Source organism: Pseudomonas sp. TE6283, from assembly GCF_054060555.1.
In genome coordinates, this window is sequence record NZ_JBSSDH010000014.1 from 61,839 (window position 1) to 86,653 (window position 24,815).

Genomic DNA, 24,815 nt, shown 5'->3' on the forward strand with positions numbered 1-24,815 from the left:
ACTCCGAAGCACCGCTTCACACCACGACCTTCGCAGGTGGGTTTGCCATCACGCTTGTGTCATCATGCTCCGACCGCCGGTTTAGCCTCTTTAATAAGCCTCTATGAACAAATCCTACGCATTGCTGCTTGCCCTCGCCCTGCTTCAAGGCTGCCAGAGCCTGGCCCCGAAGACGGACGCCCAGTCGCCCGCAACCGACGCCGGCAAGAGCGCGGAAAAGCCCGTGGTGTACGGATCGTTCAAGCAGGACACCCTGTACAGCCTGCTGGTTGCGGAGCTCGCCGGCCAGCGCAACCGCTTCGATATCGCCCTGGCCAACTACGTCGACCAGGCCGAAAAGACCCAGGATCCGGCCGTCTCCGAGCGAGCCTATCGCATCGCCGAATACCTCGGCGCCGACGAACCAGCCCTGGACACCGCGCTGATCTGGGCCCGCAACGACCCGCAGAACCTCGACGCCCAACGCGCCGCGGCCATCCAGCTGGCCCGCGCCGGACGCTACGACGACTCCATGACTTATATGGAAAAGGTACTGCAGGGCCAGGGCGACACCCACTTCGATTTCCTCGCCCTGGCGGCCGCCGAGACTGACCAGAGCACCCGCGATGGCCTGATGCAGAGCTTCGACCGCCTGCTGGTGAAATACCCCGACAACGGCCAGTTGGTGTTCGGCAAGGCCCTGCTGCTCAATCAGGACGACAAGCCGCAACAAGCCCTCGACCTGCTCGAAGCCCACCCGCCGCAGAACGGCGAGATCGCCCCGGTGCTGCTGCGCGCCCGCCTGCTGCAGGCCCTGGACCGTGGCCCAGAGGCCCTGCCACTGCTGCGTGGGGCGATCCGCGACAACCCCGAGGACAAGCGCCTGCGCCTGACCTACGCCCGCACCCTGGTCGAGCAGGACCGCATCGACGACGCCAAGGCCGAGTTCGAGAGCCTGTTGCAGCAGTACCCCGAAGACGACGAGATCCGCTACTCGCTGGCCCTGGTGTGCCTGGAAACCAAGCACTGGGACGAAGCCGAGGGCTACCTGCAGGAACTGGTCGAGCGTGACACCAACGTCGACGCCGCCCACCTCAACCTGGGCCGCATCCGCGAAGAACGCAGCCAACCAGCCGCCGCCCTGCGCGAATACGCCCTGGTCGGCCCCGGCCCGGACTATCTGCCGGCGCAACTGCGCCAGGCCGATATCCTCATCGCCAACGGTCGCAGCGCCGAGGCTTCGCGGATACTCGCCGAAGCCCGTGAGGCCCAGCCGGACTACGCCATCCAGCTGTACCTGATCGAAGCCGAAAGCCTGGGCAACAACGGCAAGGAGGCCCAGGCCGGTCAAGTGCTGGAGCAGGCGATCAAGCGCTACCCGGACGACCTCAACCTGCTCTACACCCGCGCCATGCTCGCCGAGAAACGCAACGACCTGGGGCAGATGGAGAAAGACCTGCGCGCCATCCTTGCCCGCGAGCCGGAAAACGCCATGGCCCTCAACGCCCTGGGCTACACCCTGGCCGACCGCACCACCCGCTACAGCGAGGCCAAGGCGCTGATCGACAAGGCCCACCAGCTCACCCCGGACGACCCTGCGGTGCTCGACAGCCTGGGCTGGGTGGCCTATCGCATGGGCAACCTGGAGGAAGCCGAACGCCAGCTGCGCCGGGCCTTCGAGCGCTTCCCCGACCATGAAGTCGCCGCCCACCTGGGCGAAGTCCTCTGGGCCAACGGCAAGCGCCGCGAAGCCCGCCAAGTCTGGGCCAAGGGCTTCGAAGCCCAGGCCGACAGCCCCATCCTGCGCAAGACCTTGCTGCGCCTGACCGGATCCGAGAGCCTTTAAACCATGTTCCTGCGTCATTGCATCACCTTCACCCTCATCGCCCTGCTCGCCGGTTGCGCCGGCTTCGGCAGCAAGGAAGCCGTACAGGGCCAGGGCAACCCGCAGCTGTGGCGCGAGCACAAACAGCAACTGGGCAGCCTCGACGGCTGGCAGATCAACGGCAAGGTCGGCATCCGCGCCCCGCGCGACTCCGGCAGCGGCACGCTGTTCTGGCTGCAACGCCAGGACTACTACGACATCCGCCTGGCCGGCCCCCTGGGCCGCGGCGCGGCGCGCCTGACCGGGCGCCCCGGCGGCGTGGTGCTGGAAGTGGCCAACCAGGGCCGCTACGAGGCCGCCAACCCCGAGGCGCTGCTGGAAGAGCAACTGGGCTGGCGCCTGCCGGTGTCGCACCTGGTCTGGTGGGTGCGCGGCCTGCCCGCCCCGGACAGCAAGAGCCAGCTGACTCTCGACGGCGACAGCCGCCTGGCCAGCCTTCACCAGGATGGCTGGCAGGTCGAGTACCTGAGCTATGTGGAGCAGAACGGCTACTGGCTGCCCGAGCGCCTCAAGCTGCACGGCGAGAACATCGACGTGACCCTGGTGGTCAAGGACTGGCAGCCACGCCAGCTGGGGCATTAATACAATGCACAAGCTGACCCTGCCCGCCCCGGCCAAGCTCAACCTGTGGCTGCACATCACCGGCCGCCGCGCCGACGGCTACCACGAGCTGGAAACCGTGTTCCAGTTCCTCGAGCACGGCGACGAACTGAGCTTCGCCCTGCGCGATGACGGCCAGATTCGCCTGCGGACTGAAATTGAAGGCGTGCCCCACGACAGCAACCTGATCGTCCGCGCCGCACGCCTGCTGCAGGCACAGTCCGGCACCCCGCTCGGCGCCGACATCTGGCTGCACAAGGTGTTGCCCATGGGCGGCGGCATCGGTGGCGGCAGCTCGGACGCTGCCACCACCCTGCTGGCGCTCGCCCACCTGTGGCAGCTGGACTGGGACGAAGACCGCCTGGCCAGCCTGGGCCTGTCGCTCGGCGCCGATGTGCCGGTGTTCGTCCGTGGCCACGCGGCCTTCGCCCAGGGTGTCGGCGAGCAGCTGACCCCGGTCGACCCCGAGGAACCCTGGTATGTCGTGCTGGTGCCGCAAGTGTCTGTCAGCACAGCGGAAATTTTTTCGCATCCGGAGTTGACACGTGATTCCCTCCCCCTTAAGATGCGCCCCGTTCCCGAGGGAAACAGTCGAAATGACTGCCAACCGGTAGTAGAGCAACGGTATCCTGAAGTTCGCAATGCGCTGATTTCACTGGGTAAATTCACCGAAGCACGAATGACCGGAACTGGAAGTTGTGTGTTTGGGGCCTTCCCAAGCAAAGCCGAAGCTGATAGAGTTCTGGCCCTTCTTTCAGAGACCCAAACAGGGTTTGTGGCGAAAGGAAGCAATGTTTCGATGTTGCATCGCAAGCTGCAAGTTCTGATCAAGAAGTCGAGTTCATAAGAATTCGCAGCAACAGATACAGGGGCGTCGCCAAGCGGTAAGGCAGCAGGTTTTGATCCTGCCATGCGTTGGTTCGAATCCAGCCGCCCCTGCCATTTCTTATACTCATCCAGGTTACCCTCAGCCTTCAGGTACTGCGCGTGTCCAAGATGATGGTCTTCACGGGGAATGCCAACCCCGATCTGGCTCGGCGTGTCGTACGTCAGCTGCATATTCCACTGGGTGATGTTTCTGTCGGTAAATTCTCCGACGGTGAAATCAGTGCTGAAATCAATGAAAATGTCCGCGGTAAGGACGTCTTCATCATTCAGCCCACCTGTGCTCCAACCAACGACAATCTGATGGAACTGGTCGTGATGGCAGATGCCTTCCGCCGCTCCTCAGCGTCGCGAATCACCGCCGTGATTCCCTACTTCGGATACGCCCGCCAGGACCGCCGTCCGCGTTCGGCACGTGTAGCCATCAGCGCCAAAGTCGTCGCTGACATGCTCACTGTCGTGGGTATCGACCGTGTTCTCACCGTCGACCTGCACGCTGACCAGATCCAGGGTTTCTTCGATATCCCCGTCGACAACATCTACGGCTCGCCCGTACTGGTCGACGACATCGAGGACCAGCGTTTCGAGAACCTGATGATCGTTTCCCCGGACATCGGTGGCGTGGTGCGTGCTCGCGCCGTCGCCAAGTCCCTGGGTGTCGATCTCGGGATCATCGACAAGCGCCGCGAAAAGGCTAACCACTCCGAGGTGATGCACATCATCGGCGACGTCGAAGGACGCACCTGCATCCTGGTAGACGACATGGTCGACACCGCCGGCACCCTGTGCCACGCGGCCAAGGCCCTGAAAGAACACGGTGCCGCCAAGGTCTACGCCTACTGCACGCACCCTGTCCTGTCGGGCCGCGCGATCGAGAACATCGAGAAGTCGGTACTGGACGAGCTGGTGGTGACCAACACCGTGCCGCTGTCCGCCGCTGCTCAAGCCTGTGACCGTATCCGCCAGCTGGATATCGCACCGGTTGTTGCTGAAGCGGTCCGCCGCATCAGCAATGAAGAATCGATCAGCGCGATGTTCCGCTAAGCGGAACACTCGCTGACGAAAAGCGCCCCGCCCCAACACTGGTTGTTGGGGCGGGGCTTTTTTGCCATCCCCGTCTGGCGCTGGTCGCAAACGCCTTTCGGGAGGCTAATTTGGAGAAACAAAATGACTGACTTCATCCTGAACGCCCAAGCGCGTACTGACCTGGGGAAAGGTGCGAGCCGCCGCCTGCGTCACTCCGCCAGCATCCCTGCCGTTGTCTACGGTGGCGATAAAGAAGCCCAATCCCTGACCATCGTGGCCAAGGAAATCGCCAAGCTGTTCGAAAACGAAGCTGCCTTCAGCCACGTGATCGAACTGAACGTCGACGGCGCCAAGCAGAACGTCGTGGTCAAGGCCATGCAGCGTCACCCGGCCAAAGGCTTCATCATGCACGCCGACTTCGTTCGCGTCGTTGCGGGCCAGAAGCTGACCGCCAAGGTTCCAGTTCACTTCGTCGGTGAAGAAGCCCCGATCAAGAAAGGCGGCGAGATCTCGCACGTCGTTTCCGAGATCGAAGTGTCCTGCGAAGCCAAGGACCTGCCTGAGTTCATCGAAGTCGACCTGTCCAAGGCCGAAGTCGGCACCATCATCCACCTGTCGGACCTGAAAGCTCCGAAAGGCGTAGAGTTCGTTGCTCTGGCCCACGGTGATGACAAAGCTGTTGCCAACGTCCACGCCCCGCGCGTTGCCGCTGAAGCTGCTGAAGGCGCTGCCGAGTAATCCACTCGCACGCCGGCGTTGATCGGGTTACAGTGCCGCGCGCACCGTAACCCACCAACTCCAAGGAAGAGCCCCTGACGTGACCGCCATCCAGTTGATCGTCGGCCTGGGTAACCCCGGCCCCGAATACGAACAGACCCGGCATAACGCAGGGGCTCTTTTCGTTGAACGCCTCGCCAGCGCCCAGCGCGTTTCGCTGTCCGCTGACAAAAAGTATTTCGGCCTGACGGCTAAGTTCAGCCATCAGGGCAACGATGTTCGCCTGTTGATCCCCACCACCTACATGAACCGTAGCGGCCAGTCCGTGGCGGCTCTGGCCAATTTCTTCCGCATCAAGCCGGAAGCGATCCTGGTGGCCCACGACGAACTCGACCTGCCTCCCGGCGTCGCCAAACTCAAGAGAGGCGGCGGCCACGGTGGGCACAACGGCCTGCGCGACATCATCGCGCAGCTCGGCAACCAGAACGACTTTCACCGCCTGCGGCTTGGCATCGGCCACCCGGGCGACGCCAAACTGGTCTCCAACTTCGTCCTGGGCCGGGCGCCACGCGCCGAGCAGGAGAAGCTCGACGCCAGCATCGATTTTGCCCTCGGCGTGATGCCCGACGTGCTGGCCGGCGACTTCGCCAAGGCCATGCGCGAACTGCACAGCCAGAAGGCCTGACACTTTACGAAAGGGGAATACCCATGGGTTTCAATTGCGGCATCGTCGGCCTGCCCAACGTCGGCAAGTCCACCCTGTTCAACGCCCTGACCAAGTCCGGCATCGCGGCGGAGAACTTCCCCTTCTGCACCATCGAGCCGAACAGCGGCATCGTGCCGATGCCCGACGCGCGCCTCAACGCGCTGGCCGAGATCGTCAAGCCGAACCGCATCCTGCCGACCACCATGGAGTTCGTCGACATCGCCGGCCTGGTCGCCGGTGCCTCCAAGGGTGAAGGCCTGGGCAACAAGTTCCTCGCCAACATCCGCGAGACCGACGCCATCGCCCACGTGGTGCGCTGCTTCGAAGACGAGAACGTGATCCACGTCTCCAACAGCGTCGACCCCAAGCGCGACATCGAGATCATCGACCTCGAACTGATCTTCGCCGACCTCGACAGCTGCGAGAAGCAATTGCAGAAGGTCGCCCGCAACGCCAAGGGCGGCGACAAGGAAGCCCTGGCTCAGAAGGCCATCCTCGAGCAGCTCATCCCCCACTTCACCGAAGGCAAGCCTGCACGCAGCCTGATGAAGAACATGAGCGCCGAAGACAAGGCGATGATCCGCGGCTTCCACCTGCTGACCAGCAAGCCGGTGATGTACATCGCCAACGTCGCCGAAGACGGCTTCGACAACAACCCGCACCTGGACGTGGTCAAGGCCATTGCCGAGGAAGAAGGCGCGGTGGTGGTGCCGGTGTGCAACAAGATCGAAGCCGAGATCGCCGAGCTGGACGACGGTGAAGAGAAAGACATGTTCCTCGAGGCCCTGGGTCTGGAAGAGCCTGGCCTGAACCGCGTGATCCGCGCCGGTTACGAGTTGCTCAACCTGCAGACCTACTTCACCGCAGGCGTGCAGGAAGTGCGTGCCTGGACCGTACGCGTGGGCGCTACCGCCCCACAGGCGGCCGGCGTGATCCACACCGACTTCGAGAAAGGCTTCATCCGCGCCGAAGTGGTGGCCTACGACGACTTCATCCAGTTCAAGGGTGAAAGCGGCGCCAAGGAAGCCGGCAAGTGGCGCCTGGAAGGCAAGGACTACATCGTCAAGGACGGTGACGTGATGCACTTCCGTTTCAACGTCTGAGCCAACAGGCCACGATGGGTAAAGCCCCTTGAGCGTTAGCGTTCAAGGGGCTTTCTTTTTTCTGCGGGTTAGGTGAGCTTTTCTCTGACTGACTGCCAGCAGATTTGCATTTATTGCCCCCGCAGCCGGGTTCAGGCTGAACGCTTTTGCGCAGACAGGACCGGCTCATGAAGCACGCTCGCCCCCAGGCTATCCCCACCGTGCAGGTGGACACCGACGAAGTGATCGTTACCGAATGGCGCTTTGCCCCTGGCGCCGAAACCGGGCGTCATCTGCATGGCCGTGACTATGTGGTGGTACCGATGACCGATGGCACCCTGCTGCTGGAGACCCCGGAAGGTGAGAAGCAGGCGGCGCTGGTAGCGGGGCAGAGTTATTTTCGCAAGGCGGGGGTCGAGCACAATGTGATCAATGCCAGTGACCACGAGATCGTGTTCATCGAGACCGAGTTGAAGTAGTTCACCTGTGGGGGGCCGGCTCCTACAGGGTCGGCGCCATGTCTTTATGTCGACGTGCTTCACCCACCTTGCGCAACCGTCTACAATTTTCCCTGCTTGAACCGGGATAACCGAAGCACTGCCTCGAAACCCGATGGACCTGACCACTGCCGGTCAACCGTCGGGACAAATGGGTCCGGACCTTGGCCGGCCCGTTTATCGGAGGCAACACATGAGCCCGCGTATCTGGCTGCTGGCCCTGGCGACATTCGTCACGGGCATGGCGGAAAACATCACGGTCGGCATCCTGCCGGCCCTGGCCGATGGCCTGCAGGTCCCGCTGGGGATCGCCGGGCAACTGACCACGGTCTTCTCCCTGAGCTTCGCCCTCGCCGCACCCTTCTCTCCCCTGCTGACCACCCGTTTCCCGTTGCGCCGACTGCTTTGCATCACCCTGGCCCTGTTCGCCTTGTGCAACCTCGCCGCGGCCCTGGCGCCGGGATATACCGCGCTGCTGCTCGCCCGCATCGGCATGGCCACGACCAGCGCCCTCACCTGCCTGACCTGCACCTTGATGGCCACGCGCCTGGTGCCCGAAGCCCTGCGTGGCCGTGCCATCGGCGTGATCTTCATGGGCATCTGCAGTTCGCTGGTACTCGGCGTGCCCGCCGGGATGCTGCTATGCGACATGCTGGGCTGGCGCGGGGTGTTCACTGGCCTGAGCCTGCTGGCGATCGCAGTGCTGCTGATGGCCTGGCGCGGACTGCCGCAACTGCAGAGCAGCGAACGCATCGCCCTGGGCAGCTACCTGCGCCATCTGCGCGACAGTCGCCTGGTCGCCGCCCAGGGCGTGTCGCTGTTGATGATCGCCGGGCACTTCACGGTGTTCGCCTACCTGGCGCCCTATGCCCGGCAGGTCGCCGACATACCGGTGCAATGGCTGGCGGCCCTGTTCGCCATCTTCGGTATCGCCGGCGTCTCGGGCGGCTATGTCGGCGGCTGGATGGCGGACCGGCTCGGCGCAGGCCGCTGCATCGCCCTGGCGCCGCTGCTCTACCTCGCGAGTTTGCTGGTACTGCCCCTGAGCGTCGGCACGCCCTGGCTGTTCCTGCCGGCAATGATGCTCTGGGGCGGGCTGAGCTGGACCACCTCGCCCGTGGTACAGAGCTACCTGGCGACCCGTGGCCCGGACACCTTCCCGGCCGGCATGAGCCTGAACATGTCGGCCATGCACCTCGGTGTCGGGCTGGGTTCGGCCATCGGCGGCGTGGTGATCACCGGGGCGACGCTGGCGGCCACCCCCTGGGCCGGCGCCGCGCTGACCGCGTTGGCGGCAGGCCTGGCGTTCTGGTCGGCCCGCCCACCCGCAGAACCTGGTTTCAACGAGCGCGAACCGGCGTAGCGGCCTGCTGCTCCTGCTCGAAGGCATCGGCCAGGTAGTCGATCAGCTTGCGCACCGCGGGCATCAACCCGCGACGGGAAGGGAACAACGCCACCACCTCCCCTTCCCGTGGCGCCCAGTCGTCGAGGACATGGACCAGCCGTCCGGCGGCCAGGTCGTCGCGCACCGCCTCCTCGGGCAGCAACACCGCGCCCACCCCGGCCAGGGCGGCCTCGCGCAGCACCGTGAGGTCGTCCGACACCACGCGGGGTCGATGGCGCACGGCAGCCTCGGCGCCTGCGGGCCCGACCAGCATCCAGGAGGCGTCCTGCACATTGGCGCCCCAGTTCAAGCTCGGCAGAACCTGGAGCCCTTCCGGCGACAGCGGGCGCCCGTGTTCGGCCAACAGGCCCGGCGCGGCCACCAGACACTGCCGGCTCGGGGCCAGGCGACGCATCACCAGCTCGCTGCTTTCCAGTGGCTGGTGCTGCACGCTGAGCACCAGGTCAAAGCCCTCGCCGATCACATCCACCCGGCGGTTGTAGCTCTTGACCAGCAGTTCGACCACCGGGCATTGCGCCATGAAGCTCGCCAGCATCGGCGCCAGGCGCGAATCGAGCAACGCGGTGCTGCTGGCCAGGCGCACGATGCCACGGGGCTCGGCGCGGTTGCGTTCGACCGCATCCTCGGCGGCGACGGCCTGTTCGAGCATGCCCAGGCAATGGCGGTAATACTCCAGCCCCACCTCGGTGACCTGAAACTGCCGCGTGGAGCGCTGGATCAGGCGCACGCCCAGGCGCTCCTCGAGCTTGGCCACGCGCCGGCTGAGGCGTGACTTTGGCAGGCCAAGTATGCGCCCGGCAGGCGCGAAGCCGCCGTGCTCCACCACCTTGGCGTAAAGATAAAGGTCGTTCAGGTCGAACATCGGCAACACTCGTCCACGGCTCACTGCTGCATCATCCGTCATTCTTCGAGGATCGTCACAGTGGCGGTGGTCCCGGCCCGCAAAGCAGGCGCCTCGGCAGCCTGAGGCTCCAGGCGCAGGCGTACCGGCACGCGCTGGGCCAGCTTGACCCAGGTGTAGTTCGGGTTGACGTTGGCCAGCAGGCGGTTGCCCGGCTGGTTCTCACGGTCAGTGATGGCGTAGGCGATGCTCTCCACCGTGCCCTGCAACGCCTGGCCATTCATCAGCACGATGCGCGCCCGGCTGCCGACGGCGATGCGCGGCAGCTTGGTCTCTTCGAAGTAGCCACTGACATGGAACGAATCGCTGTCCACCAACGCCAGCAACGCGGCGCCCGGTTGCGCGAAGTCGCCCTGGCGGGTCAGCAGGTTGGTGACATGACCATTGACCGGCGCCAGCACCTCGGTGCGCTGCAGGTCAAGCTGTGCCTGTTCCAGCGTGGCTTCGGCCAGTTGCACATTGGCTTGCGCCAGGCCGAGGCTGGACTGCTCGCGCAGCAGGTCGGCCTGGGCCACAGCCACGTCAGTCTTGGACTTTTCCCACTCCTCGGCGGAAATGGCCGACAGTGACTGCAGCTTGCCGCGGCGCTGTTCCTCGCTACGCCGCTGCTTGAGCAACGCCTGGTTGGCGACGATGTTCGCCTGCGACTGCCCCAAGGCTGCCCGTGCCACCTCGACCGCGCGCCGTGCATGCAGCACGGCCAGTTCATAGCGCGCCGGGTCGATGCGCAACAGCAGGTCGCCCTTGTGCACGAACTGATTGTCCCGCACCGGCAGGGCGACGATCCGGCCGCTGACCTCCGCCGCCAGGGTGACCACATCGGCCCGCACCCGTGCGTCGCGGGTCCAGGGCGCCTGGGTATAGTGCGTCCAGGCCAGCCAGCCCAGCACGATGGCAACGGCCAGCATGACCAAGGTCAGGCTGCGCGACAACAGCGGCTTGATCGACGACATCTACCTGCTCACTCCCATCCACAACAACAGGGCCGCGCAAATCGCGGTGTACAAGGCACCCTGGAACAGCGCCGGATGCCAGACGAATGCCAGCACGCCTACCCGGCGCAACAAGGCATCGACCAGCAGAAACAACGGCAGCGCCAGCAGCAGCGCCTGGGCGATGGGCGGCAGGTAGACCCCGCCCACCTCGAAATCAATGGGCATTGGCCACCTCCGGCAACAGCCGCGATCGTTCAGCTTCCAGCACCTGGCGATAACGCGCCAGCAACTGCCCGGCCACCGCCAGCGCCACCCGCAGGATGAACAGTCGGCGCAAGGCGTCACGCCCCATCTGCCCTGGCGCGCCATGCAGAGCATCGAGCAACTGCGCCTGGTCGTCCAGTTCCCGCAACAGCGGATCGAGCGCCACCGCGCCCTGGCCACCGACAAAGTCGGCGACGCCCTGCAGGCTTTCCCGCAAGCGTGTCCGGGTCGCCGACGGCAACGCCAGGTCACTGTTGGACAAGGCGCGCGCCTGGCCCAGGGCGATAGCCAGCGCCGGGCATACCAGCGCGCACTCGACACGCTCGCGCGAGGTCATGTCCGCAGCGGCCGGCAACAGACCGATCAGCGCCGACAGGCGATCAAGCAGCAGGCTCTCGAAGGCGAACTGCCCGGCCAGCGAACCGTTTTCGAGCACCTGGCGGCGCACATCCTCACGGGTCTGGCGAAACAATCGGGCGATGCGTTTCTGCGCATTGAACGGAAAGACCAGCGCGAACACGGCCATCGCCAGGACCCCGGCCACCAGGTAGCCACCGGCGAACTCGAACCACTGGATATCGCTGTTGTGATAGGCCCCGATATTCTGCGGCCCGATCATCAGCAAGCTGATCAGACCGATGCCCATGCCGATCCCCGCGGTCATCGGATTGGCCAGGCCGACCGCCGCCAGGTACAGCAACGGTGCCAGGCACAGGGCAAGCATCTCGAAGTCGGTGAACAGCGGCAGCAGGGCGAACTGATAGAGCGCCGACAAGCCCATGCCCACCAACAGCCCGCGGTTATAGTTCTGGCTGGCCAGCAGCGGTCGGGGCAAGGTCGCCATCAGCGAACACATCACGCCCATCAGGATCACCGCCGAACGCGCGCCATCCCAGGCACTCTCGATCCACAATCCGCCGATCAGCAACAGGGCCAGGCTGGCGCGCACGGCGTTCATCGCCGCCAGCGGCCAGTCCAGGTGCAAGGCGCTGGCGCGCCCCTGCTGCTGGGGACAACTGGCCAGACGGCCCTGCTGGATCGCCTCGTTCAGCTCGATCAGCTCGTCCAGTTGCTGCAGCAGGCGCGCCTGCTCCCAGCGCAAGGCCCAGGCCAGGGCGCGCAGGTGCGGGGGCAGTGGCTCATTGAGAAATTCCGCACGGTCGGCGGCGTCATCGAACCCCTTGTGCAGGGTGCGCAGGGCCTCGCGGTCCGCTGCCGAGAGCGCCATACCGTCACGCGCCAGCGCATCCAGGCTCGCCAGTTCGGCGTCGCGCAGCAGCTGGATATCCGCGGGCAGCGGCCCATGCCAGTGCGCCTTGATCAGCTCACGCTGCTGACGCAGCACCAGCAGTCGCGAAACCAGCAGCACCAGCTGGTTGGCGAACAGTTGCACCAGCCCATCGCCGCTGCGCAGGTGCGGGGCATCGAAGTACAGGTGCCGACGCAACCCCTCCAGCGCGCTGACCTCGGCGATCAACTGGGCCTGACGCTGACCGAATGCGGCCTCGTCCTCCTCGGTGCGGACCACCTCGGCGGCGTGCTGGGCGATCAGTTTCAGCAAGCTGTCGACTTTGGCGAAATAGCTGTTGGCCACCGCCTGCGGACGGGCCGTCAGCAGGCTGACCACAGCCACGCAGGCCACCGCCAGCAAAGTCTCGGTAACCCGTGTGACGGCCAGCATGAATGTGCCCTCGGGCTCGGGTACGGCCAGCATGGCCACCACCACCGCGGTAAAGCCGCTGAGCACGAAGGCATGGGAATCGGTATAGCGCAGCAAAGTGCCACCGGCGGTGCACAGCCCCAGCCACAGCGCCAGGCTGACCAACAGGGTGTACGGCATCTGCGCGAACAGCGCCATCAGCAGCACGGCCACCACTGCGCCGACTACGGTGCCGAGCACCTGCGCGAGGCTGCGCTTGAGGGTCATGCCGGCCAGCGGCAGGCTGATGATGATCACCGTCATCAGCGCCCATTTCGGTTGTTCCAGGTCGAACACGAACGCCAGGTAGAGACACAGCAGGCCCGCCACCACCGTGCGCAGCGCGAACAGCAGTACATCGCGCCCGGGGCGCAGGGCAAGCCTGAAATAGGCAATCAGTGGAGCCATCCATTACCTCGTAACCGACAAGGCGGATCCGGGCCCCGGCAGCGGGGCCCGGACACACCGTCACTTGGCCAGCTTGCTGTAGCTGGTCATCAGGTTACGGTAGTCGGGAATGTGGTTGGAGAACAACGTGCCCAATCCTTCGATATCGTTGCGCCAGTCACGGTGCAGCTCGCAGGCCACGCCGAACCAGGTCATCAGCTGGGCACCGGCGGCCTCCATGCGACGCCAGGCCGAGTCGCGGGTCAGTTCGTTGAAGGTGCCGGAGGCGTCGGTGACCACGAACACGTCGAAGCCCTCCTCCAGCGCCGACAGCGCCGGGAAGGCCACGCACACCTCGGTGACCACGCCGGCGATGATCAGCTGCTTCTTGCCGGTGGCCTTCACCGCCTTGACGAAGTCCTCGTTGTCCCAGGCGTTGATGTTGCCGGGGCGGGCGATGTAGGGCGCGTCGGGGAACTGCTCCTTGAGCTCGGGCACCAGCGGGCCGTTGGGACCGGTCTCGAAGCTGGTGGTGAGGATGGTCGGCAGCTTGAAGTACTTGGCCAGGTCGGACAGCGCCAGCACGTTGTTCTTGAACCGGTCCGGGTCGATGTCGCGCACCAGCGACAACAGCCCGGTCTGGTGATCGACCAGCAGTACCGCGGCGTTGTTCTTGTCCAGACGCTTGTATTGGAATGCCATGGTGGATCTCCTTGCTTGGATGGGGAACAGCCAGAGTCAGTTGCGTTGCGAGTCTAGTTGCTCATGACCGGTGACGACGGCCTGGGCCCTGGTGTAGCTCTCGATCAGCAGCATCGCGGCGTTTCCGGGGTCGAGTCGTGGCACCTGGCCTTCAACGTTGGCAGCCTGCGAGAAATTGCTCATCGTTCTCTCCTCTTGGCGTGGAGAACAGGCCATCCTGGCCGCTGCGGTCGGGCCACGCCCCACACATCCACAGTGGGGACTATGAGAGTAGGCAACGCAGGCTGAACGAAGCGACCGTCAGTCGGCGGGCCGTGGCAAATACCCGTGCGGCATGGGGCCAGGCGGGCGACAGGGCTAACGGTAGAGAGGAGAGGCGCAGGGCGGTAGGCCCATTGATGAACCCTCAGAGTTGCGCTGGGGGAACGATGATGAAGTGCCTGCCCCCAATCACCGACCTAATGGATCGGCAATTTTTAGCAGCGCTACTTGGTCGGTTACTTGGTCGGTCAGCCCATTGGTTCACGATTTCCTGAACTGATTATTTGCCCACAGCGATTTTTCCCCCCGCCCGCCCCCACCAGAATCGCTTCACCAACAATCACAATAAACCGTGAGGCCACTCCCGTGGACCAGACACTCCAGGTACGGCAGGCCGCCGCCGACCTCGTCGCCGCCTTCGCCAGCAACGACACCGCCCGCTACTTCGCCTGCTTCAGCGAAGACGCCACCTTCCTTTTCCACACCGTGCCGCAACCGCTGCTGTCACGCCGCGCCTATGAAGATCTCTGGGCCAGCTGGCAGGTGGACGGATTCGCCGTGCTCGGCTGTGAGTCCAGCAACGCGCAGGTGAGCCTGCAGGGCGACGTGGCGGTCTTCATGCACGATGTGGCCACGCGCCTGCGCGTCGCCGGTGAAACCCTAGACCTGAACGAGCGCGAGACCATCGTCTTTCGCCTGCACGGCGAACGCTGGCTGGCCTGTCACGAACACTTGTCGGTCATCTCGCCGGCCTGATTCCCTTTCAAGCGGCCCTGCCGCACTGCCATCGCACCCACAACAAGGCCGCCCGACGGCCGACAACATTCGCGCTGGAGCATCACCATGAGCCACTCGACCGGTATCGAGACCAATGGCGTCGAACAGATCCCCGACGATCAACGCGACGCCACCCCGCTGGACCTGTTCCGCCTGATCTTCGGCGGCGCCAACACCTTCGCCACCGCCGTGCTGGGCAGCTTCCCGGTGCTGTTCGGGCTGTCGTTCCAGGCCGGCGTCTGGGCAATCCTGCTCGGCGTCGGCGTGGGCGCGTTGATCCTCGCGCCGATGGGCCTGTTCGGCGCGCTCAACGGCACCAACAACGCGGTATCGTCCGGCGCCCACTTCGGCGTGCACGGGCGTATCGTCGGCTCGTTCCTGTCGCTGCTGACCGCCGTGGCGTTCTTCTCGCTGTCGGTGTGGAGCTCGGGCGATGCCCTGGTCGGCGGCGCCAAGCGCCTGGCCGGCCTGCCGGAAACCGACCTGACCCTGGGCCTGGCCTACGGCCTGTTCGCGGTGCTGGTGCTGGTGGTGTGCATCTTTGGCTTTCGCTTCATGCTGTGGGTCAACAAGATCGCGGTGTGGGCCTCGAGCCTGTTGTTCCTGCTGGGCATCTTCGCCTTCGCCGGGCCCTTCGACGCGGGCTACGCCGGCAGCGTCAACCTCGGCCAGGCCGGCTTCTGGGCGGCATTCGTCGGCGCGGCGATACTGGCCATGAGCAACCCGGTGTCGTTCGGCGCCTTCCTTGGGGACTGGTCGCGCTATATCCCGCGCGAGACCGCCAAGTCGCGCATCATGCTGGCAGTGATCCTCGCCCAGGCCGCCACGATGATTCCGTTCCTGTTCGGCCTGTGCACCGCCACCCTGGTGGCCAGCCAGGCACCGGACTACATCGCCGCCAACAACTACGTCGGCGGCCTGCTGGCGATCTCGCCGGGCTGGTTCTTCCTGCCGGTGTGCCTGATCGCGGTGATCGGCGGCATGTCCACCGGCACCACGGCGCTGTACGGCACCGGCCTGGACATGTCCAGCGTGTTCCCGCGCCTGCTCAGCCGCGCCGCCGCCACCCTGCTGATCGGCGTGCTGGCCATCGGCTTCATCTTCGTCGGCCGCTTCACCTTCAACCTGGTGCAGAGCGTGTCGACCTTCGCGGTGCTGATCATCACCTGCACAAGCCCGTGGATGGTGATCATGATCCTCGGCCTGATCACCCGCCGCGGCTTCTACCACGCCGACGACCTGCAGGTGTTCACCCGCGGCCAGCAGGGCGGCCACTACTGGTTCGACCACGGCTGGAACTGGCGCGGCATGGGCGCGTGGATCCCCAGCGCTGTGGTCGGCCTGTGCTTCGTCAACCTGCCGGGGCAGTTCGTCGGCCCGCTGGGCGAACTGGCCGGCGGCATCGACCTGAGCCTGCCGGTGACCCTGGGTATCGCCGCCGTGCTGTACCTGATCCTGCTCAACCTGTTCCCCGAACCCGCTGGCGTGTATGGCCCTCGCGGCCCGCGCTGGGTGCGCTGCAAGAGCACGCCCGTAAAGCCCGTGACCACCGCCGAAATGGCCTGACTGGAATCCGACCATGACCACACCTCACTACATCGACGGCCGCTGGGTCGAAGGCCATGGCAGCGACTGCATCGTTGTCCACAACCCGTCCGACGGCCAGCCGTTCGCCGAACTGATGGCCGCCAGCAGCGCCCAGGTCGACCAGGCCGTAGCCGCCGCGCGTCGCGCCCTGGCATCGTGGAAGACGGTCAGCGCCGCCGAGCGCGCCGCCTACTTGCGCGGCTTCGCCGAACAGCTAGGCCAGCGCCGCGACGAACTGATCGCCCTGCAGATGCGCAACAACGGCAAGCCGCGCCATGAGGCCGAAATCGACCTGGACGACGCCATCGCCACCTTCGCCTACTACGCCAACCTCGCCGAGCAACTGCCTGCGAAGAACCGCGACGTGCCCCTGGCCGCGCCGGGCTTCACTGCCCGTACCCGTCTTGAGCCGGTGGGCGTGGTCGGCCTGATCGTGCCGTGGAACTTCCCGCTGGTGACCAGCGCCTGGAAGCTCGCCCCGGCCCTGGCTGCCGGCTGCACCGTAGTGCTCAAACCTTCCGAAGTCACCCCGCTGATCGAGCAGGCCTACGGCCAGATCGCCGAGCTGCTGGGCCTGCCGGCCGGCGTGCTGAACATCGTGGGCGGCAAGGCCGAGACCGGCGCCGCCCTCAGTGGTCACCATGGCCTGGACAAACTGTCGTTCACCGGCAGCAACGGCGTCGGCAGCCAGGTGATGCGCGCCGCCGCGGCCCAGTGCCGACCGGTGACGCTGGAGCTGGGCGGCAAGTCGGCCATCGTGGTGTTCGACGATTGCGATGTCGACCAGGCCGTGGAGTGGATCGTCGCCGGCATCACCTGGAACGCCGGGCAGATGTGCTCGGCCACCTCGCGCCTGCTGGTGCAGGACGGCATCGCCGACACCCTGCTGCCGCGCTTGCAGGCAGCCCTGGAAGCCTTGCGCGTGGGCAACCCGCTGGCGGAAGAAGTGGACATGGGGCCGCTGACCAGCCAGGCGCAGTGGCTCAAGGTCGTCGGCTATTTCGCCACCGCCCGCGAAGAGGGCCTGAAGTGCCTGGCCGGCGGCAAGGCGCTGGACCGCGACGGCTGGTTCGTCAGCCCGACGCTGTACGTGGATGTTCCGGTGAGCAGCCGCCTGTGGAGCGAGGAGATCTTCGGCCCGGTGCTGTGCGCGCGGCGCTTCGGCAACGAGGCCGAAGCAATCGCCCAGGCCAACGACAGCCGCTTCGGCCTGGTGGCCACCGTCTGCTCCGCCGACCTGGAGCGCGCCGAGCGCGTGGCCGATGCGCTGGAGGTCGGGCATGTGTGGATCAACTCGGTGCAGGCGGTGTTCGTCGAGACCTCGTGGGGCGGGACCAAGGGCAGCGGGATTGGGCGAGAGCTTGGGCCTTGGGGGCTTTCGGGGTATCAGTCGGTGAAGCATGTGACGCGGTGTTTGGGGTGAGTAGCTGAGCCCTTTCACAGGCGCGTGAGACTGGCAGGTGTTCGACGGCAGCCTTGCAGCGCCTGCGAGATCGAGCGCCGCCCGCGCGGCGCATCGCGACGCAAGGCCGCTCCCACATTTGTTGCAACTTGCCGAACCTGTCAGGCCATGGTTGCCCGCCTTGATGCATGCCTTGAGACAGGTGAGGCGCTAGTGGTGCCTACACTGAAACCGCGTCGTACCAACAAGGCGGACCCGCTAATGGCACAGGATTGACTGGCCCGAAACAGATGTAGGAGCGGCCTTGCGTCGCGATGCGCCGCGCGGGCGGCGCTCGATCTCATAGGCGCTGCAAGGCTATCGGCGAACACATGGTCGCCTTCTCGCGATATCACTTGGAGCACCATCGTGGGTCAAGCCCGCTCCCACGACGATCAATACCTCTTCAGCCGTAAGACATTTCCGAACCTGAAACAAAGTGCTTCAAAGCAGAATAGCTTGGGAATTACCCTACGCACGCTGCCGACGCGTCTGAATTGTCGAGGACCATCAGCAGGACTAACTTCCCCAAGTCGTCTTACCGGCGACCAGGGGTGAGAGCCTGCCACCGTCGAAATGAAGTACGCAGCACTGCCATGGCGGCTGTGCGCGGGCAGGCCCAGGCCTGGCCGGCATTTGCTCATTTCGACCGGTCTCTCACCCCGCGTACGGCTGCCACCCTCATCCTGTGAGAGGGATCTGGAGGCGGCACCTTTCCAATCGAAATGAGTGCTTCCCATGAAAAAGATCGTTCCCGATCCACCCCCTGCCAAATCGCTCAACCGCCCCTTCTTCACCATCAACGACGATATGCCCACCACCGAGGCGCTGCTGCACGCCATCCAGCTGATGCGCGGTATCGAAGACACCATCGACGAATACTGTTGCGCCCTGGCCGGCGAACCCGGGCTGGGAATGCTGGTGAACGCCGCGCACAACGTGCAGATGGGGCGGGCGTTGGCGGAACATGCGCTGAACCGCTGCTCTTGCGGCTGACGCCAAGAGACCTGCCCTGCGCGATCTCTGTAGGAGCGGCCTTGTGTCGCGAAAGGGCTGCGAAGCGGCCCCAGGGTCTGCGCCACAAGACAGATCGCCGGGGCCGCTTTGCGGCCCTTTCGCGACACAAGGCCGCTCCTACAAGAGCCGAGATGGCCTCACGCCGGCTCGTCGGCCGGTCGCCCGTTCTCCTGCACCAGCACCATGCTCTGCGGCGACGACAGGGCGATGCCTTCGTCACGCAAACGCCCGAGGATGGTGAACAGCAGATCGCTGCGCGTGCTCGACACCTGCCGCGGCGAGGCCACGTAACCGCTTACACCGATCACCATGCCACTGCTGGTCAGGTCCTTGAAGGTCACCGACGTGGCCGGCGCATCGAGGATCGACTCATGCTCCTTGTACGCCGCCAGCAACACCTCGCGCACCTTCGCCGGGTCAGTCTCCAGCGGCAGCGTCAAGGTAATGCCAACTACGCCCAAGGCATTGGCCATGGTCACGTTGCGCACGTTCTGCGAGATGAACTGCGAGTTGGGCACGATCACCGTCGAGCGGTCGGACATCTGGATCTCGGTGGCGCGCACGTTGATCCGGCGAATATCACCCTCGACACCGGCCAGGCTCACCCAGTCGCCCACCTTCACCGGGCGCTCGGTGAGCAGGATCAGGCCGGAGATGAAGTTCTGCACGATCTGCTGCAGGCCGAAACCGATACCCACCGACAGCGCACTGACCACCCAGGTCAGGCTGGTCAGATTGATGTGCAGGGTAGACATCACCAGCATGGCCAGGAACAGGAAGCCCAGGTAGCCGACCAGCGTCACCAGCGAGGCGCGCATGCCGGCGTCCATGTCGGTCTCCGGCAGCAGGCGCTCGCTCAGCCAGCGCTTGACCACGCGGATGGCGAACCAGCCACCGATGAAGATCGCCACGGCCAGGAAGATGTCCTGGGGCACGATGTTCAGGTTGCCCAGGACCTTGCCGCCGGTGCCGTCCCAGTCCGCCAGGCTCAGCAGCAACTCGCCCGGGCTGGTGCCCGAAGGCATGAACACCAGCAGCGCGGCGGCGAACAGCAGCAGCGTGCGGCCGATGCCCGCCAGCACCGTGCTGGCCTGGGCCTGGTGGCGTTGCTGCAGGCCAAGCGCCGAGGCCAGCGCCAGGCCACCGGGCTGGCGCGGCGACAGCAGGGTCTCGCACAGGTCGCCGAACACCGTGACCAGCAAGTAGGCACAGACCACCACCACGCTGATCCACAGCAGCTTGCCGGTGAGGAAGTAGGCCAGCGTCAGGTAACCGGTAAGCAGGGTCAGCAGGATCGCCAGCACCCACATCACGATCACGAACGGGATCAGCCCGGCCAGGCCCTTGGGGCGCTCCAGGTCATGCTGGCGGTGGGCGCGGCGATAGCGCAGCAGGGCCACGACGAACAGCAGCGACACCACTAGCGTGGTCAGGCCATTGGTCGCCAGGGTCAGCGCCAGACTGCTGCCGATCACGCTGTTGATGCGTTCCTGGGTGAGCAGCACCATCAGCGCCAGGGCCAGGACCTTGGGGAACCAGCCCAGTGCGCTGGCCACCTCGTCGGGGATCGGCGGCAGGCGCCAGGACGGACGCTGCAACATCAGCATGGCGCGGCCCAGGCCCGAGATGAAGGCGCTGAAGATCACCAGGGCGAGGATATGGTTGGTCAGGCTGGCGAGGTCCGTGCCCAGATCCGCGCTGCTCTCCAGGCCCCAGCGCAGCAACGACACCGAGCCGGAAATGGTGCCCAGGGTCGCCAGGCTGACACTCAGCGCCAGGGCGCTGCGGCGCAGGCGGCCTTCGGGCAGCCAGCGGATCATGGCGTCGGCCAGCAGGCGCTCCAATATCCGGCGCACCAGGGTCCAGACCAGCACCGCCGCCACCAGCGCGGTGATGAACAACCAGCGGTGCTCGGCGCTGAAAGCGCTGGCCATGGCGTCCGACACCTCGCCACGCAGGTCGCGCAGGCGCGCCACATCGTCGTCGGTGGGGCGGATCAGGCTCGACCAGAACGCCGGGCTCAACGGGCTGGCGGCGCGGCTGGTGATCTGCGAGTTGAACAGGCTGCGGCGCAAGTTGACGATCTGCGTGGACAAGTCACGGGCCGACTGGGTCAGCGTGGTGGCGTCCTTCTGCTCGGCAACCACCTTGTTTTTTTCGTCAGTGAGCTGCTTGCGCTGGCGGGTCAGGCTCTCGGCCTCCTCCTCCAGCGGCGGGCCGAGCACGTTGAGCTGGTCGTCCAGGCGCTGCACGTCGGCGGTGCGCTGGGTGGCCAGCACATCGGCCTGGCGCTGCACCTGCAGGGCCGACTGGCGCAACTGCGCGAGCAGGTCGTCGTTGGCGTTGCTGGTGACGCCCTGGCGGATCTGGTCGAGCCGCTCGCTCAACTCCTCCAGGCTGGCGTTCTCGTCCAGCACCTGCTGCTCGGCCACGGCCAGGCGCGATACCGGCGTGGCCGGCTGGGCCCATGCCGGCACGGCCAGGCACAACAGCAGGGCGAAAATCCCCGCATAGAATCGGTCAAGGCTGACACGCCTCATCGAAGGTTCCTCTACACAACTCGACAGGGCGTGGATTCTACGCGGTCTGGAGGCTCAGGAGAGTGCCGTCTCTCGGTCCAGCAGCTGGCGCTTGCGTTCGATGCCCCAACGGTAGCCGCTGAGGTCGCCGTCGCGGCGTACCACCCGGTGGCAGGGAATGGCCACGGCGATCGCGTTGGCCGCGCAGGCCTGGGCGACGGCCCGCACGGCCTTGGGCGCGCCGATGCGCTCGGCGATGTCGGTGTAGCTGACCGTGGTCCCGGCCGGCACCTCGCGCAGCGCCTGCCAGACTCGCTCCTGGAACGCCGTGCCCTGCACATCCAGGGGCAGCGCCAGGCCCAGGGCCGGCGCCTCGACGAAGCCGATCACCTCGGCCACCAGCCGCTCGAAGGCGTCATCGCCGCCGATCAGCAGGGCCTTGGGGAATTTGTCCTGCAGGTCCTTGAGCAAGGGCTCGGGCTCGTCACCGAGCAGGATCGCGCAGATGCCCCGTTCGCTCTGGGCCACCAGGATCGCCCCAAGTGAGCACTGGGCCAGGGCAAAGCGAATGGTCGCGCCCTGGCCGCCGGCACGGTATTCCCTGGGGCGCATACCGAGGCGCTCGCCGGCGCTTTCGTAAAAGCGGCTGTTGGAGTTGTAGCCGGCGTCGAAGATGGCTTCGGTGACGCTGCCAGCGGCGTCCAGGCGCTCGCGCAGACGCTGGGCGCGGAAGGCCGAGGCATAGGCCTTGGGGGTCAGGCCGGTCTCGGCCTTGAACAGGCGGTGCAGGTGGAACGGGCTGACGTTCAGCTCGCTGCCGAGCTGGTCGAGGTTGGGCACGGTCGGGCTGGCCTCGATCAGGCGGCAGGCGCGGGCCACCAGCTCGGTACGCCGGCTGCCCTGCCCACCCTTGCAGCGCTTGCAAGGGCGATAACCGGCGGCCTCGGCCTGGGCAGCGGTGCTGAAAAATTCGACGTTCTCGCGCTTGGCCAGGCGCGACTTGCAGGCAGGCTGGCAATACACGCCGGTGGTGCGCACGGCGTAGACAAAGTGGCCTGTGGCGGCCGTGTCGCGAGCCTGCACGGCGTGCCAGCGTTCGGCGTCGGTGGTGTAGGTGGTCGGGGCGGGCTTCATCAGGGGCCTCTCCTGGGATTCGATAGCGTCAGCCTGGCAGGGTGGATGATGCGTGGAACTCCGATTCTTGCGGTGTTTTCACAGGCCCTATCGCGGGGCCATGCAGGAAAGCTTCAAGCCCGCCACAGGTACCAGGCCGCCACGGTGCGATGAGGACTCCACGCACCACCCAGCGCCCGCATCTGCGCAGGCGTCGGCGCCTTGTCCAAGCCTTTCATGCGCCGATACCCCTCGCGCACGCCAAAATCATCCACCGGCAGGATATCCGATCGCTCCAGGCTGTAGATCAGCAGCATCTCCACCGTCCAGCGCCCTACCCCACGCAGCGCCACCAGACGCTCGACCAGCGCGGCGTCCGGCAGGCTCAGCGCCTCTTCCCGGCTAGGCACCACGCCCTCCAATCGCGCCTGGGCGATCCCGTGAACCGTGGCAATCTTGCTCGCGGAGAACCCACAGGCGCGCATCGCCTCAGGCGTCACCGCCAGCAGCTGTTCGGGCGCGGGAAACACCCCATCCGGGAACAGCGCCAGCAACCGCCCGAGGATCGCCTCGGCCGCCCGTGCATGCAATTGCTGGTAGGCGATGGCCCGCACCAGCGCCTCGTACGGCTCGCGCCCGGGCGTGGCACGGTGCAGGCAAGGCCCCACGGCGGCAATATGCCGCGCCCAGTCCGGGTCCTGCCCGGCCAGCCATGCAGCGGCATCTTCAAAGGCCTGCGGGGATAGGTCTGCAAGGATCATCAAAGGCGTTCGCACAAGTCACGATCCCCTAGCCTAGCCCAACCGTTCATCGGTGAAACGCTCAATCTTGCTCATCAAGTCAGAGGCCTGCCATTGATCCGACCGCATCGCCCCGCATAGAATTGAGAACTATTAACAATCACATTATCCAGGCAGGCTCTCCAGACGATGCAGATCGAAGACACGCTGAAACCGGCCGAGGTCGATCTGCTTTATCAGGCGCACCACCGCTGGCTGCGCGGCTGGCTCGGCGCCCGGGTCGGCTGCCGGGAGCACGCCGCGGACCTGGCCCAGGACACCTTCGTGCGCCTGCTCAAGGCGCGCCAGGTTTCACCGCTCAAGGAGCCACGGGCCTACCTGAGCAGCATCGCCCGCGGCCTGATGATCGACCAGTTCCGCCGCCGCGCCCTGGAAAAAGCCTACCTCGAGAGCTTGGCCAACCTGCCCGAGCAAGAAGCCCCCAGCGAGGAACAGCGCCTGCTGATCCTCGACACCCTCGAACGCCTCGACCGCGCCCTGCAACGCCTCAAGCCACGGGTGCGCCAGGCGTTCCTGCTGGCACAGCTCGACGGCCTCACCCTCACCCAGGTCGCGCAGCGCCTGGACGTTTCCCGGGCCACGGTCGAGCGCGACCTGGTCAAGGCCCTGGGTGTCTGCTACCGGATCCGCTACGCCGATGCCTGACCAGGATCCGAGCCAGGCCCAGGTCGACCAAGCCATCGAATGGCTGGTGAAACTGCGCTACGACAGCCCCGGCCCACGCACCGAACAGCAGTTCCAGCGCTGGCTGGCCAGCCACCCGCAGCATGCCCAGGCCTGGCAGCGGGTCAGCAGCCTCGGCGACGAACTGGCCAGCCTGCCCGCCGAGCTGAGCCGCCAGACCCTGGCCGGCAGCGAACGCCGCCGCATGAGCCGGCGCGACCACCTCAAGCTACTGTCGCTGCTCGCGCTCGGCGCCAGTGTCGGCTGGGCCGCGCGCGAGCCCCTGGGCCTGCCGGCGCTGATGGCCGACAGCCGCACCGCTACCGGCGAGCGCCGCGAGCTGCTGGCCAGCGACGGCAGCCTGATCCGCCTGAACACCGCCAGCGCCATCGACCTGCGCTACAGCGCCGAGCAGCGCCGGCTGAACCTGCTGCGCGGCGAGGTCAGCCTGGACGGCAACGCCAACGACAACCGGCCGTTCAACATCGACACCCACGTCGGCGCCCTGAGCACCCTGGGCGGCCAACTGCTGCTGCGGGAAAACGCCCAAGGCCTGCTGCTGGCCGTGCGCCGGGGCGAGGTGACGCTGTTCCCCGCCACCGCCGCCGCGCATCGGGTCAAGCCCGGCGAGGTGCTGCAGGTGTTCGCCCAGGGCGACTTCCAGCCCGCCAACCTGCACGGTGACCCCTGGGGCTGGACCGACGGCGTGCTCAGCGTGCAGCAGATGCCCCTGGGCGAGTTCACCGACGAACTGTCTCGCTACCGCCCCGGCCTGCTGCGCTGTGCGCCGGAGGTGGCAGGGCTGAAGGTTTCCGGCACCTTCCAGCTGGCCGACACCGACCAGGTCCTGCTGCTGGTCGCCCGCAGCCTGCCGGTGCGCGTCGACTACCGCACGCGCTTCTGGGTGAGCATCGGCGCCGCCTGAAAACATCAAAAAAATAAATGAGGTGGAATCTCATTCTCGTCC

At 65.9% G+C, this 24,815-nt stretch carries 24 protein-coding genes and 1 tRNA gene; 16 read left to right on the forward strand and 9 right to left on the reverse strand.

All coding sequences use genetic code 11. The features are described from left to right. The first annotated feature begins 103 nt into the window (after positions 1 to 103). The 10 genes from ACVWZ5_RS18280 (at position 104) to ACVWZ5_RS18325 (ending at position 8,740) form a co-directional block, all read left to right on the forward strand. Positions 104 to 1,825 (forward strand): tetratricopeptide repeat protein, encoded by a 1,722-nt coding sequence (locus tag ACVWZ5_RS18280; RefSeq protein ID WP_062572807.1) that lies wholly within the window; start codon positions 104 to 106, stop codon positions 1,823 to 1,825. Between the two features lie 3 nt (positions 1,826 to 1,828). Beyond that, positions 1,829 to 2,446, forward strand: a complete 618-nt coding sequence (gene lolB, locus ACVWZ5_RS18285; protein ID WP_028691147.1) for a lipoprotein insertase outer membrane protein LolB — start codon at positions 1,829 to 1,831, stop codon at positions 2,444 to 2,446. Between the two features lie 4 nt (positions 2,447 to 2,450). Further along, positions 2,451 to 3,311: a 4-(cytidine 5'-diphospho)-2-C-methyl-D-erythritol kinase gene (gene ispE, locus ACVWZ5_RS18290; protein ID WP_062572806.1), complete on the forward strand. Its 861-nt coding sequence runs from the start codon at positions 2,451 to 2,453 to the stop codon at positions 3,309 to 3,311. A gap of 20 nt (positions 3,312 to 3,331) precedes the next feature. After that, positions 3,332 to 3,406: transfer RNA gene (locus tag ACVWZ5_RS18295), tRNA-Gln, on the forward strand. Between the two features lie 45 nt (positions 3,407 to 3,451). Then, positions 3,452 to 4,393: a ribose-phosphate pyrophosphokinase gene (locus tag ACVWZ5_RS18300; protein WP_016391678.1), complete on the forward strand. Its 942-nt coding sequence runs from the start codon at positions 3,452 to 3,454 to the stop codon at positions 4,391 to 4,393. 123 nt (positions 4,394 to 4,516) lie between these two features. Beyond that, positions 4,517 to 5,113: a 50S ribosomal protein L25/general stress protein Ctc gene (locus tag ACVWZ5_RS18305; protein ID WP_062572805.1), complete on the forward strand. Its 597-nt coding sequence runs from the start codon at positions 4,517 to 4,519 to the stop codon at positions 5,111 to 5,113. A gap of 79 nt (positions 5,114 to 5,192) precedes the next feature. After that, the gene (gene pth / locus ACVWZ5_RS18310; protein WP_023629555.1) at positions 5,193 to 5,777 is read left to right on the forward strand and encodes an aminoacyl-tRNA hydrolase; all 585 of its coding nucleotides are present in this window, start codon (positions 5,193 to 5,195) and stop codon (positions 5,775 to 5,777) included. A 23-nt stretch (positions 5,778 to 5,800) separates the two neighbouring features. Then, a complete protein-coding gene (gene ychF / locus ACVWZ5_RS18315; protein ID WP_062572804.1) occupies positions 5,801 to 6,901 on the forward strand; it encodes a redox-regulated ATPase YchF in 1,101 nt (366 codons plus the stop codon). Positions 6,902 to 7,068: 167 nt separating this feature from the next. Further along, on the forward strand, positions 7,069 to 7,359 hold the full coding sequence (locus tag ACVWZ5_RS18320; RefSeq protein ID WP_062572803.1) for a cupin domain-containing protein: 291 nt from the start codon (positions 7,069 to 7,071) through the stop codon (positions 7,357 to 7,359). 211 nt (positions 7,360 to 7,570) lie between these two features. Continuing rightward, complete coding sequence (locus tag ACVWZ5_RS18325) at positions 7,571 to 8,740, forward strand: MFS transporter (protein WP_062572802.1); 1,170 nt, start codon at positions 7,571 to 7,573, stop codon at positions 8,738 to 8,740. On the opposite strand, the gene ACVWZ5_RS18330 is transcribed toward ACVWZ5_RS18325, so the two are convergent. Genes ACVWZ5_RS18330 through ACVWZ5_RS18355 form a run of 6 tightly spaced genes read right to left on the reverse strand, consistent with a single transcriptional unit; the run spans position 8,718 to position 13,853 of the window. Next, positions 8,718 to 9,644: a LysR substrate-binding domain-containing protein gene (locus tag ACVWZ5_RS18330; RefSeq protein ID WP_062572801.1), complete on the reverse strand. Its 927-nt coding sequence runs from the start codon at positions 9,642 to 9,644 to the stop codon at positions 8,718 to 8,720. The two genes, ACVWZ5_RS18325 and ACVWZ5_RS18330, sit on opposite strands and share 23 nt — an antisense overlap. Positions 9,645 to 9,682: 38 nt before the next feature. Further along, entirely contained in the window at positions 9,683 to 10,627 is a 945-nt protein-coding gene (locus ACVWZ5_RS18335; RefSeq protein ID WP_084943184.1) for an HlyD family efflux transporter periplasmic adaptor subunit, read from the reverse strand. 9 nt (positions 10,628 to 10,636) lie between these two features. After that, a complete protein-coding gene (locus ACVWZ5_RS18340) occupies positions 10,637 to 10,843 on the reverse strand; it encodes a DUF1656 domain-containing protein (protein WP_050703708.1) in 207 nt (68 codons plus the stop codon). Next, positions 10,833 to 12,989 carry an FUSC family protein gene (locus ACVWZ5_RS18345; RefSeq protein ID WP_457340777.1) on the reverse strand — a complete coding sequence of 719 codons (2,157 nt, stop codon included), beginning with the start codon at positions 12,987 to 12,989 and terminating at the stop codon, positions 10,833 to 10,835. Before ACVWZ5_RS18345 ends, ACVWZ5_RS18340 begins: the two co-directional genes overlap by 11 nt. Positions 12,990 to 13,049: 60 nt before the next feature. Beyond that, positions 13,050 to 13,670, reverse strand: a complete 621-nt coding sequence (ycaC, locus tag ACVWZ5_RS18350; protein WP_062572799.1) for an isochorismate family cysteine hydrolase YcaC — start codon at positions 13,668 to 13,670, stop codon at positions 13,050 to 13,052. Between the two features lie 36 nt (positions 13,671 to 13,706). Further along, a complete protein-coding gene (locus tag ACVWZ5_RS18355) occupies positions 13,707 to 13,853 on the reverse strand; it encodes a hypothetical protein (protein ID WP_155721629.1) in 147 nt (48 codons plus the stop codon). Positions 13,854 to 14,297: 444 nt separating this feature from the next. Between ACVWZ5_RS18355 and ACVWZ5_RS18360 the strand changes: the two genes are divergently transcribed. The 4 genes from ACVWZ5_RS18360 (at position 14,298) to ACVWZ5_RS18375 (ending at position 18,732) form a co-directional block, all read left to right on the forward strand. After that, on the forward strand, positions 14,298 to 14,687 hold the full coding sequence (locus ACVWZ5_RS18360; RefSeq protein WP_062572798.1) for a YybH family protein: 390 nt from the start codon (positions 14,298 to 14,300) through the stop codon (positions 14,685 to 14,687). 87 nt (positions 14,688 to 14,774) lie between these two features. Next, positions 14,775 to 16,274, forward strand: coding sequence for a cytosine permease (locus ACVWZ5_RS18365; protein ID WP_435768248.1), 1,500 nt, complete (start codon positions 14,775 to 14,777; stop codon positions 16,272 to 16,274). Positions 16,275 to 16,287: 13 nt separating this feature from the next. Then, positions 16,288 to 17,718 (forward strand): aldehyde dehydrogenase family protein, encoded by a 1,431-nt coding sequence (locus ACVWZ5_RS18370; protein ID WP_457340778.1) that lies wholly within the window; start codon positions 16,288 to 16,290, stop codon positions 17,716 to 17,718. A gap of 756 nt (positions 17,719 to 18,474) precedes the next feature. Continuing rightward, positions 18,475 to 18,732, forward strand: coding sequence for a hypothetical protein (locus ACVWZ5_RS18375; protein WP_084943163.1), 258 nt, complete (start codon positions 18,475 to 18,477; stop codon positions 18,730 to 18,732). 158 nt (positions 18,733 to 18,890) lie between these two features. Here ACVWZ5_RS18375 and ACVWZ5_RS18380 read toward each other — a convergent pair whose 3' ends face one another. The 3 genes from ACVWZ5_RS18380 to ACVWZ5_RS18390 form a co-directional block, all read right to left on the reverse strand. After that, positions 18,891 to 21,293 (reverse strand): DUF3772 domain-containing protein, encoded by a 2,403-nt coding sequence (locus ACVWZ5_RS18380; protein WP_062572793.1) that lies wholly within the window; start codon positions 21,291 to 21,293, stop codon positions 18,891 to 18,893. 54 nt (positions 21,294 to 21,347) lie between these two features. Beyond that, positions 21,348 to 22,406: a bifunctional DNA-binding transcriptional regulator/O6-methylguanine-DNA methyltransferase Ada gene (gene ada, locus ACVWZ5_RS18385; protein ID WP_062572792.1), complete on the reverse strand. Its 1,059-nt coding sequence runs from the start codon at positions 22,404 to 22,406 to the stop codon at positions 21,348 to 21,350. A 113-nt stretch (positions 22,407 to 22,519) separates the two neighbouring features. After that, positions 22,520 to 23,146, reverse strand: a complete 627-nt coding sequence (locus ACVWZ5_RS18390) for a DNA-3-methyladenine glycosylase family protein (protein ID WP_084943160.1) — start codon at positions 23,144 to 23,146, stop codon at positions 22,520 to 22,522. Between the two features lie 168 nt (positions 23,147 to 23,314). On the opposite strand from ACVWZ5_RS18390, the gene ACVWZ5_RS18395 reads away from it, so the two are divergent. Then, positions 23,315 to 23,830 (forward strand): sigma-70 family RNA polymerase sigma factor, encoded by a 516-nt coding sequence (locus tag ACVWZ5_RS18395; RefSeq protein ID WP_336198034.1) that lies wholly within the window; start codon positions 23,315 to 23,317, stop codon positions 23,828 to 23,830. Further along, a complete protein-coding gene (locus ACVWZ5_RS18400) occupies positions 23,823 to 24,773 on the forward strand; it encodes a FecR domain-containing protein (protein ID WP_336198035.1) in 951 nt (316 codons plus the stop codon). The genes ACVWZ5_RS18395 and ACVWZ5_RS18400 overlap by 8 nt, the downstream gene beginning before the upstream one ends. The last annotated feature ends 42 nt before the right edge of the window (positions 24,774 to 24,815 follow it).

What these genes read in the sequence shown, in the direction of transcription:
- ACVWZ5_RS18320 (WP_062572803.1), top strand. Translation starts at nt 7,069, where the DNA reads ATGAAGCACGCTCGCCCCCAGGCTATCCCCACCGTGCAGGTGGACACC.
- ACVWZ5_RS18305 (WP_062572805.1), top strand. Translation starts at nt 4,517, where the DNA reads ATGACTGACTTCATCCTGAACGCCCAAGCGCGTACTGACCTGGGGAAA.
- ychF (WP_062572804.1), top strand. Translation starts at nt 5,801, where the DNA reads ATGGGTTTCAATTGCGGCATCGTCGGCCTGCCCAACGTCGGCAAGTCC.
- ACVWZ5_RS18375 (WP_084943163.1), top strand. Translation starts at nt 18,475, where the DNA reads ATGAAAAAGATCGTTCCCGATCCACCCCCTGCCAAATCGCTCAACCGC.
- ACVWZ5_RS18325 (WP_062572802.1), top strand. Translation starts at nt 7,571, where the DNA reads ATGAGCCCGCGTATCTGGCTGCTGGCCCTGGCGACATTCGTCACGGGC.
- ACVWZ5_RS18400 (WP_336198035.1), top strand. Translation starts at nt 23,823, where the DNA reads ATGCCTGACCAGGATCCGAGCCAGGCCCAGGTCGACCAAGCCATCGAA.
- ycaC (WP_062572799.1), bottom strand. Translation starts at nt 13,670, where the DNA reads ATGGCATTCCAATACAAGCGTCTGGACAAGAACAACGCCGCGGTACTG.
- ACVWZ5_RS18395 (WP_336198034.1), top strand. Translation starts at nt 23,315, where the DNA reads ATGCAGATCGAAGACACGCTGAAACCGGCCGAGGTCGATCTGCTTTAT.
- ACVWZ5_RS18365 (WP_435768248.1), top strand. Translation starts at nt 14,775, where the DNA reads ATGAGCCACTCGACCGGTATCGAGACCAATGGCGTCGAACAGATCCCC.
- ACVWZ5_RS18380 (WP_062572793.1), bottom strand. Translation starts at nt 21,293, where the DNA reads ATGAGGCGTGTCAGCCTTGACCGATTCTATGCGGGGATTTTCGCCCTG.
- ACVWZ5_RS18340 (WP_050703708.1), bottom strand. Translation starts at nt 10,843, where the DNA reads ATGCCCATTGATTTCGAGGTGGGCGGGGTCTACCTGCCGCCCATCGCC.
- ACVWZ5_RS18355 (WP_155721629.1), bottom strand. Translation starts at nt 13,853, where the DNA reads ATGAGCAATTTCTCGCAGGCTGCCAACGTTGAAGGCCAGGTGCCACGA.
- ACVWZ5_RS18280 (WP_062572807.1), top strand. Translation starts at nt 104, where the DNA reads ATGAACAAATCCTACGCATTGCTGCTTGCCCTCGCCCTGCTTCAAGGC.
- ACVWZ5_RS18330 (WP_062572801.1), bottom strand. Translation starts at nt 9,644, where the DNA reads ATGTTCGACCTGAACGACCTTTATCTTTACGCCAAGGTGGTGGAGCAC.
- ACVWZ5_RS18345 (WP_457340777.1), bottom strand. Translation starts at nt 12,989, where the DNA reads ATGGCTCCACTGATTGCCTATTTCAGGCTTGCCCTGCGCCCCGGGCGC.
- lolB (WP_028691147.1), top strand. Translation starts at nt 1,829, where the DNA reads ATGTTCCTGCGTCATTGCATCACCTTCACCCTCATCGCCCTGCTCGCC.
- ACVWZ5_RS18370 (WP_457340778.1), top strand. Translation starts at nt 16,288, where the DNA reads ATGACCACACCTCACTACATCGACGGCCGCTGGGTCGAAGGCCATGGC.
- ispE (WP_062572806.1), top strand. Translation starts at nt 2,451, where the DNA reads ATGCACAAGCTGACCCTGCCCGCCCCGGCCAAGCTCAACCTGTGGCTG.
- ACVWZ5_RS18390 (WP_084943160.1), bottom strand. Translation starts at nt 23,146, where the DNA reads ATGATCCTTGCAGACCTATCCCCGCAGGCCTTTGAAGATGCCGCTGCA.
- ada (WP_062572792.1), bottom strand. Translation starts at nt 22,406, where the DNA reads ATGAAGCCCGCCCCGACCACCTACACCACCGACGCCGAACGCTGGCAC.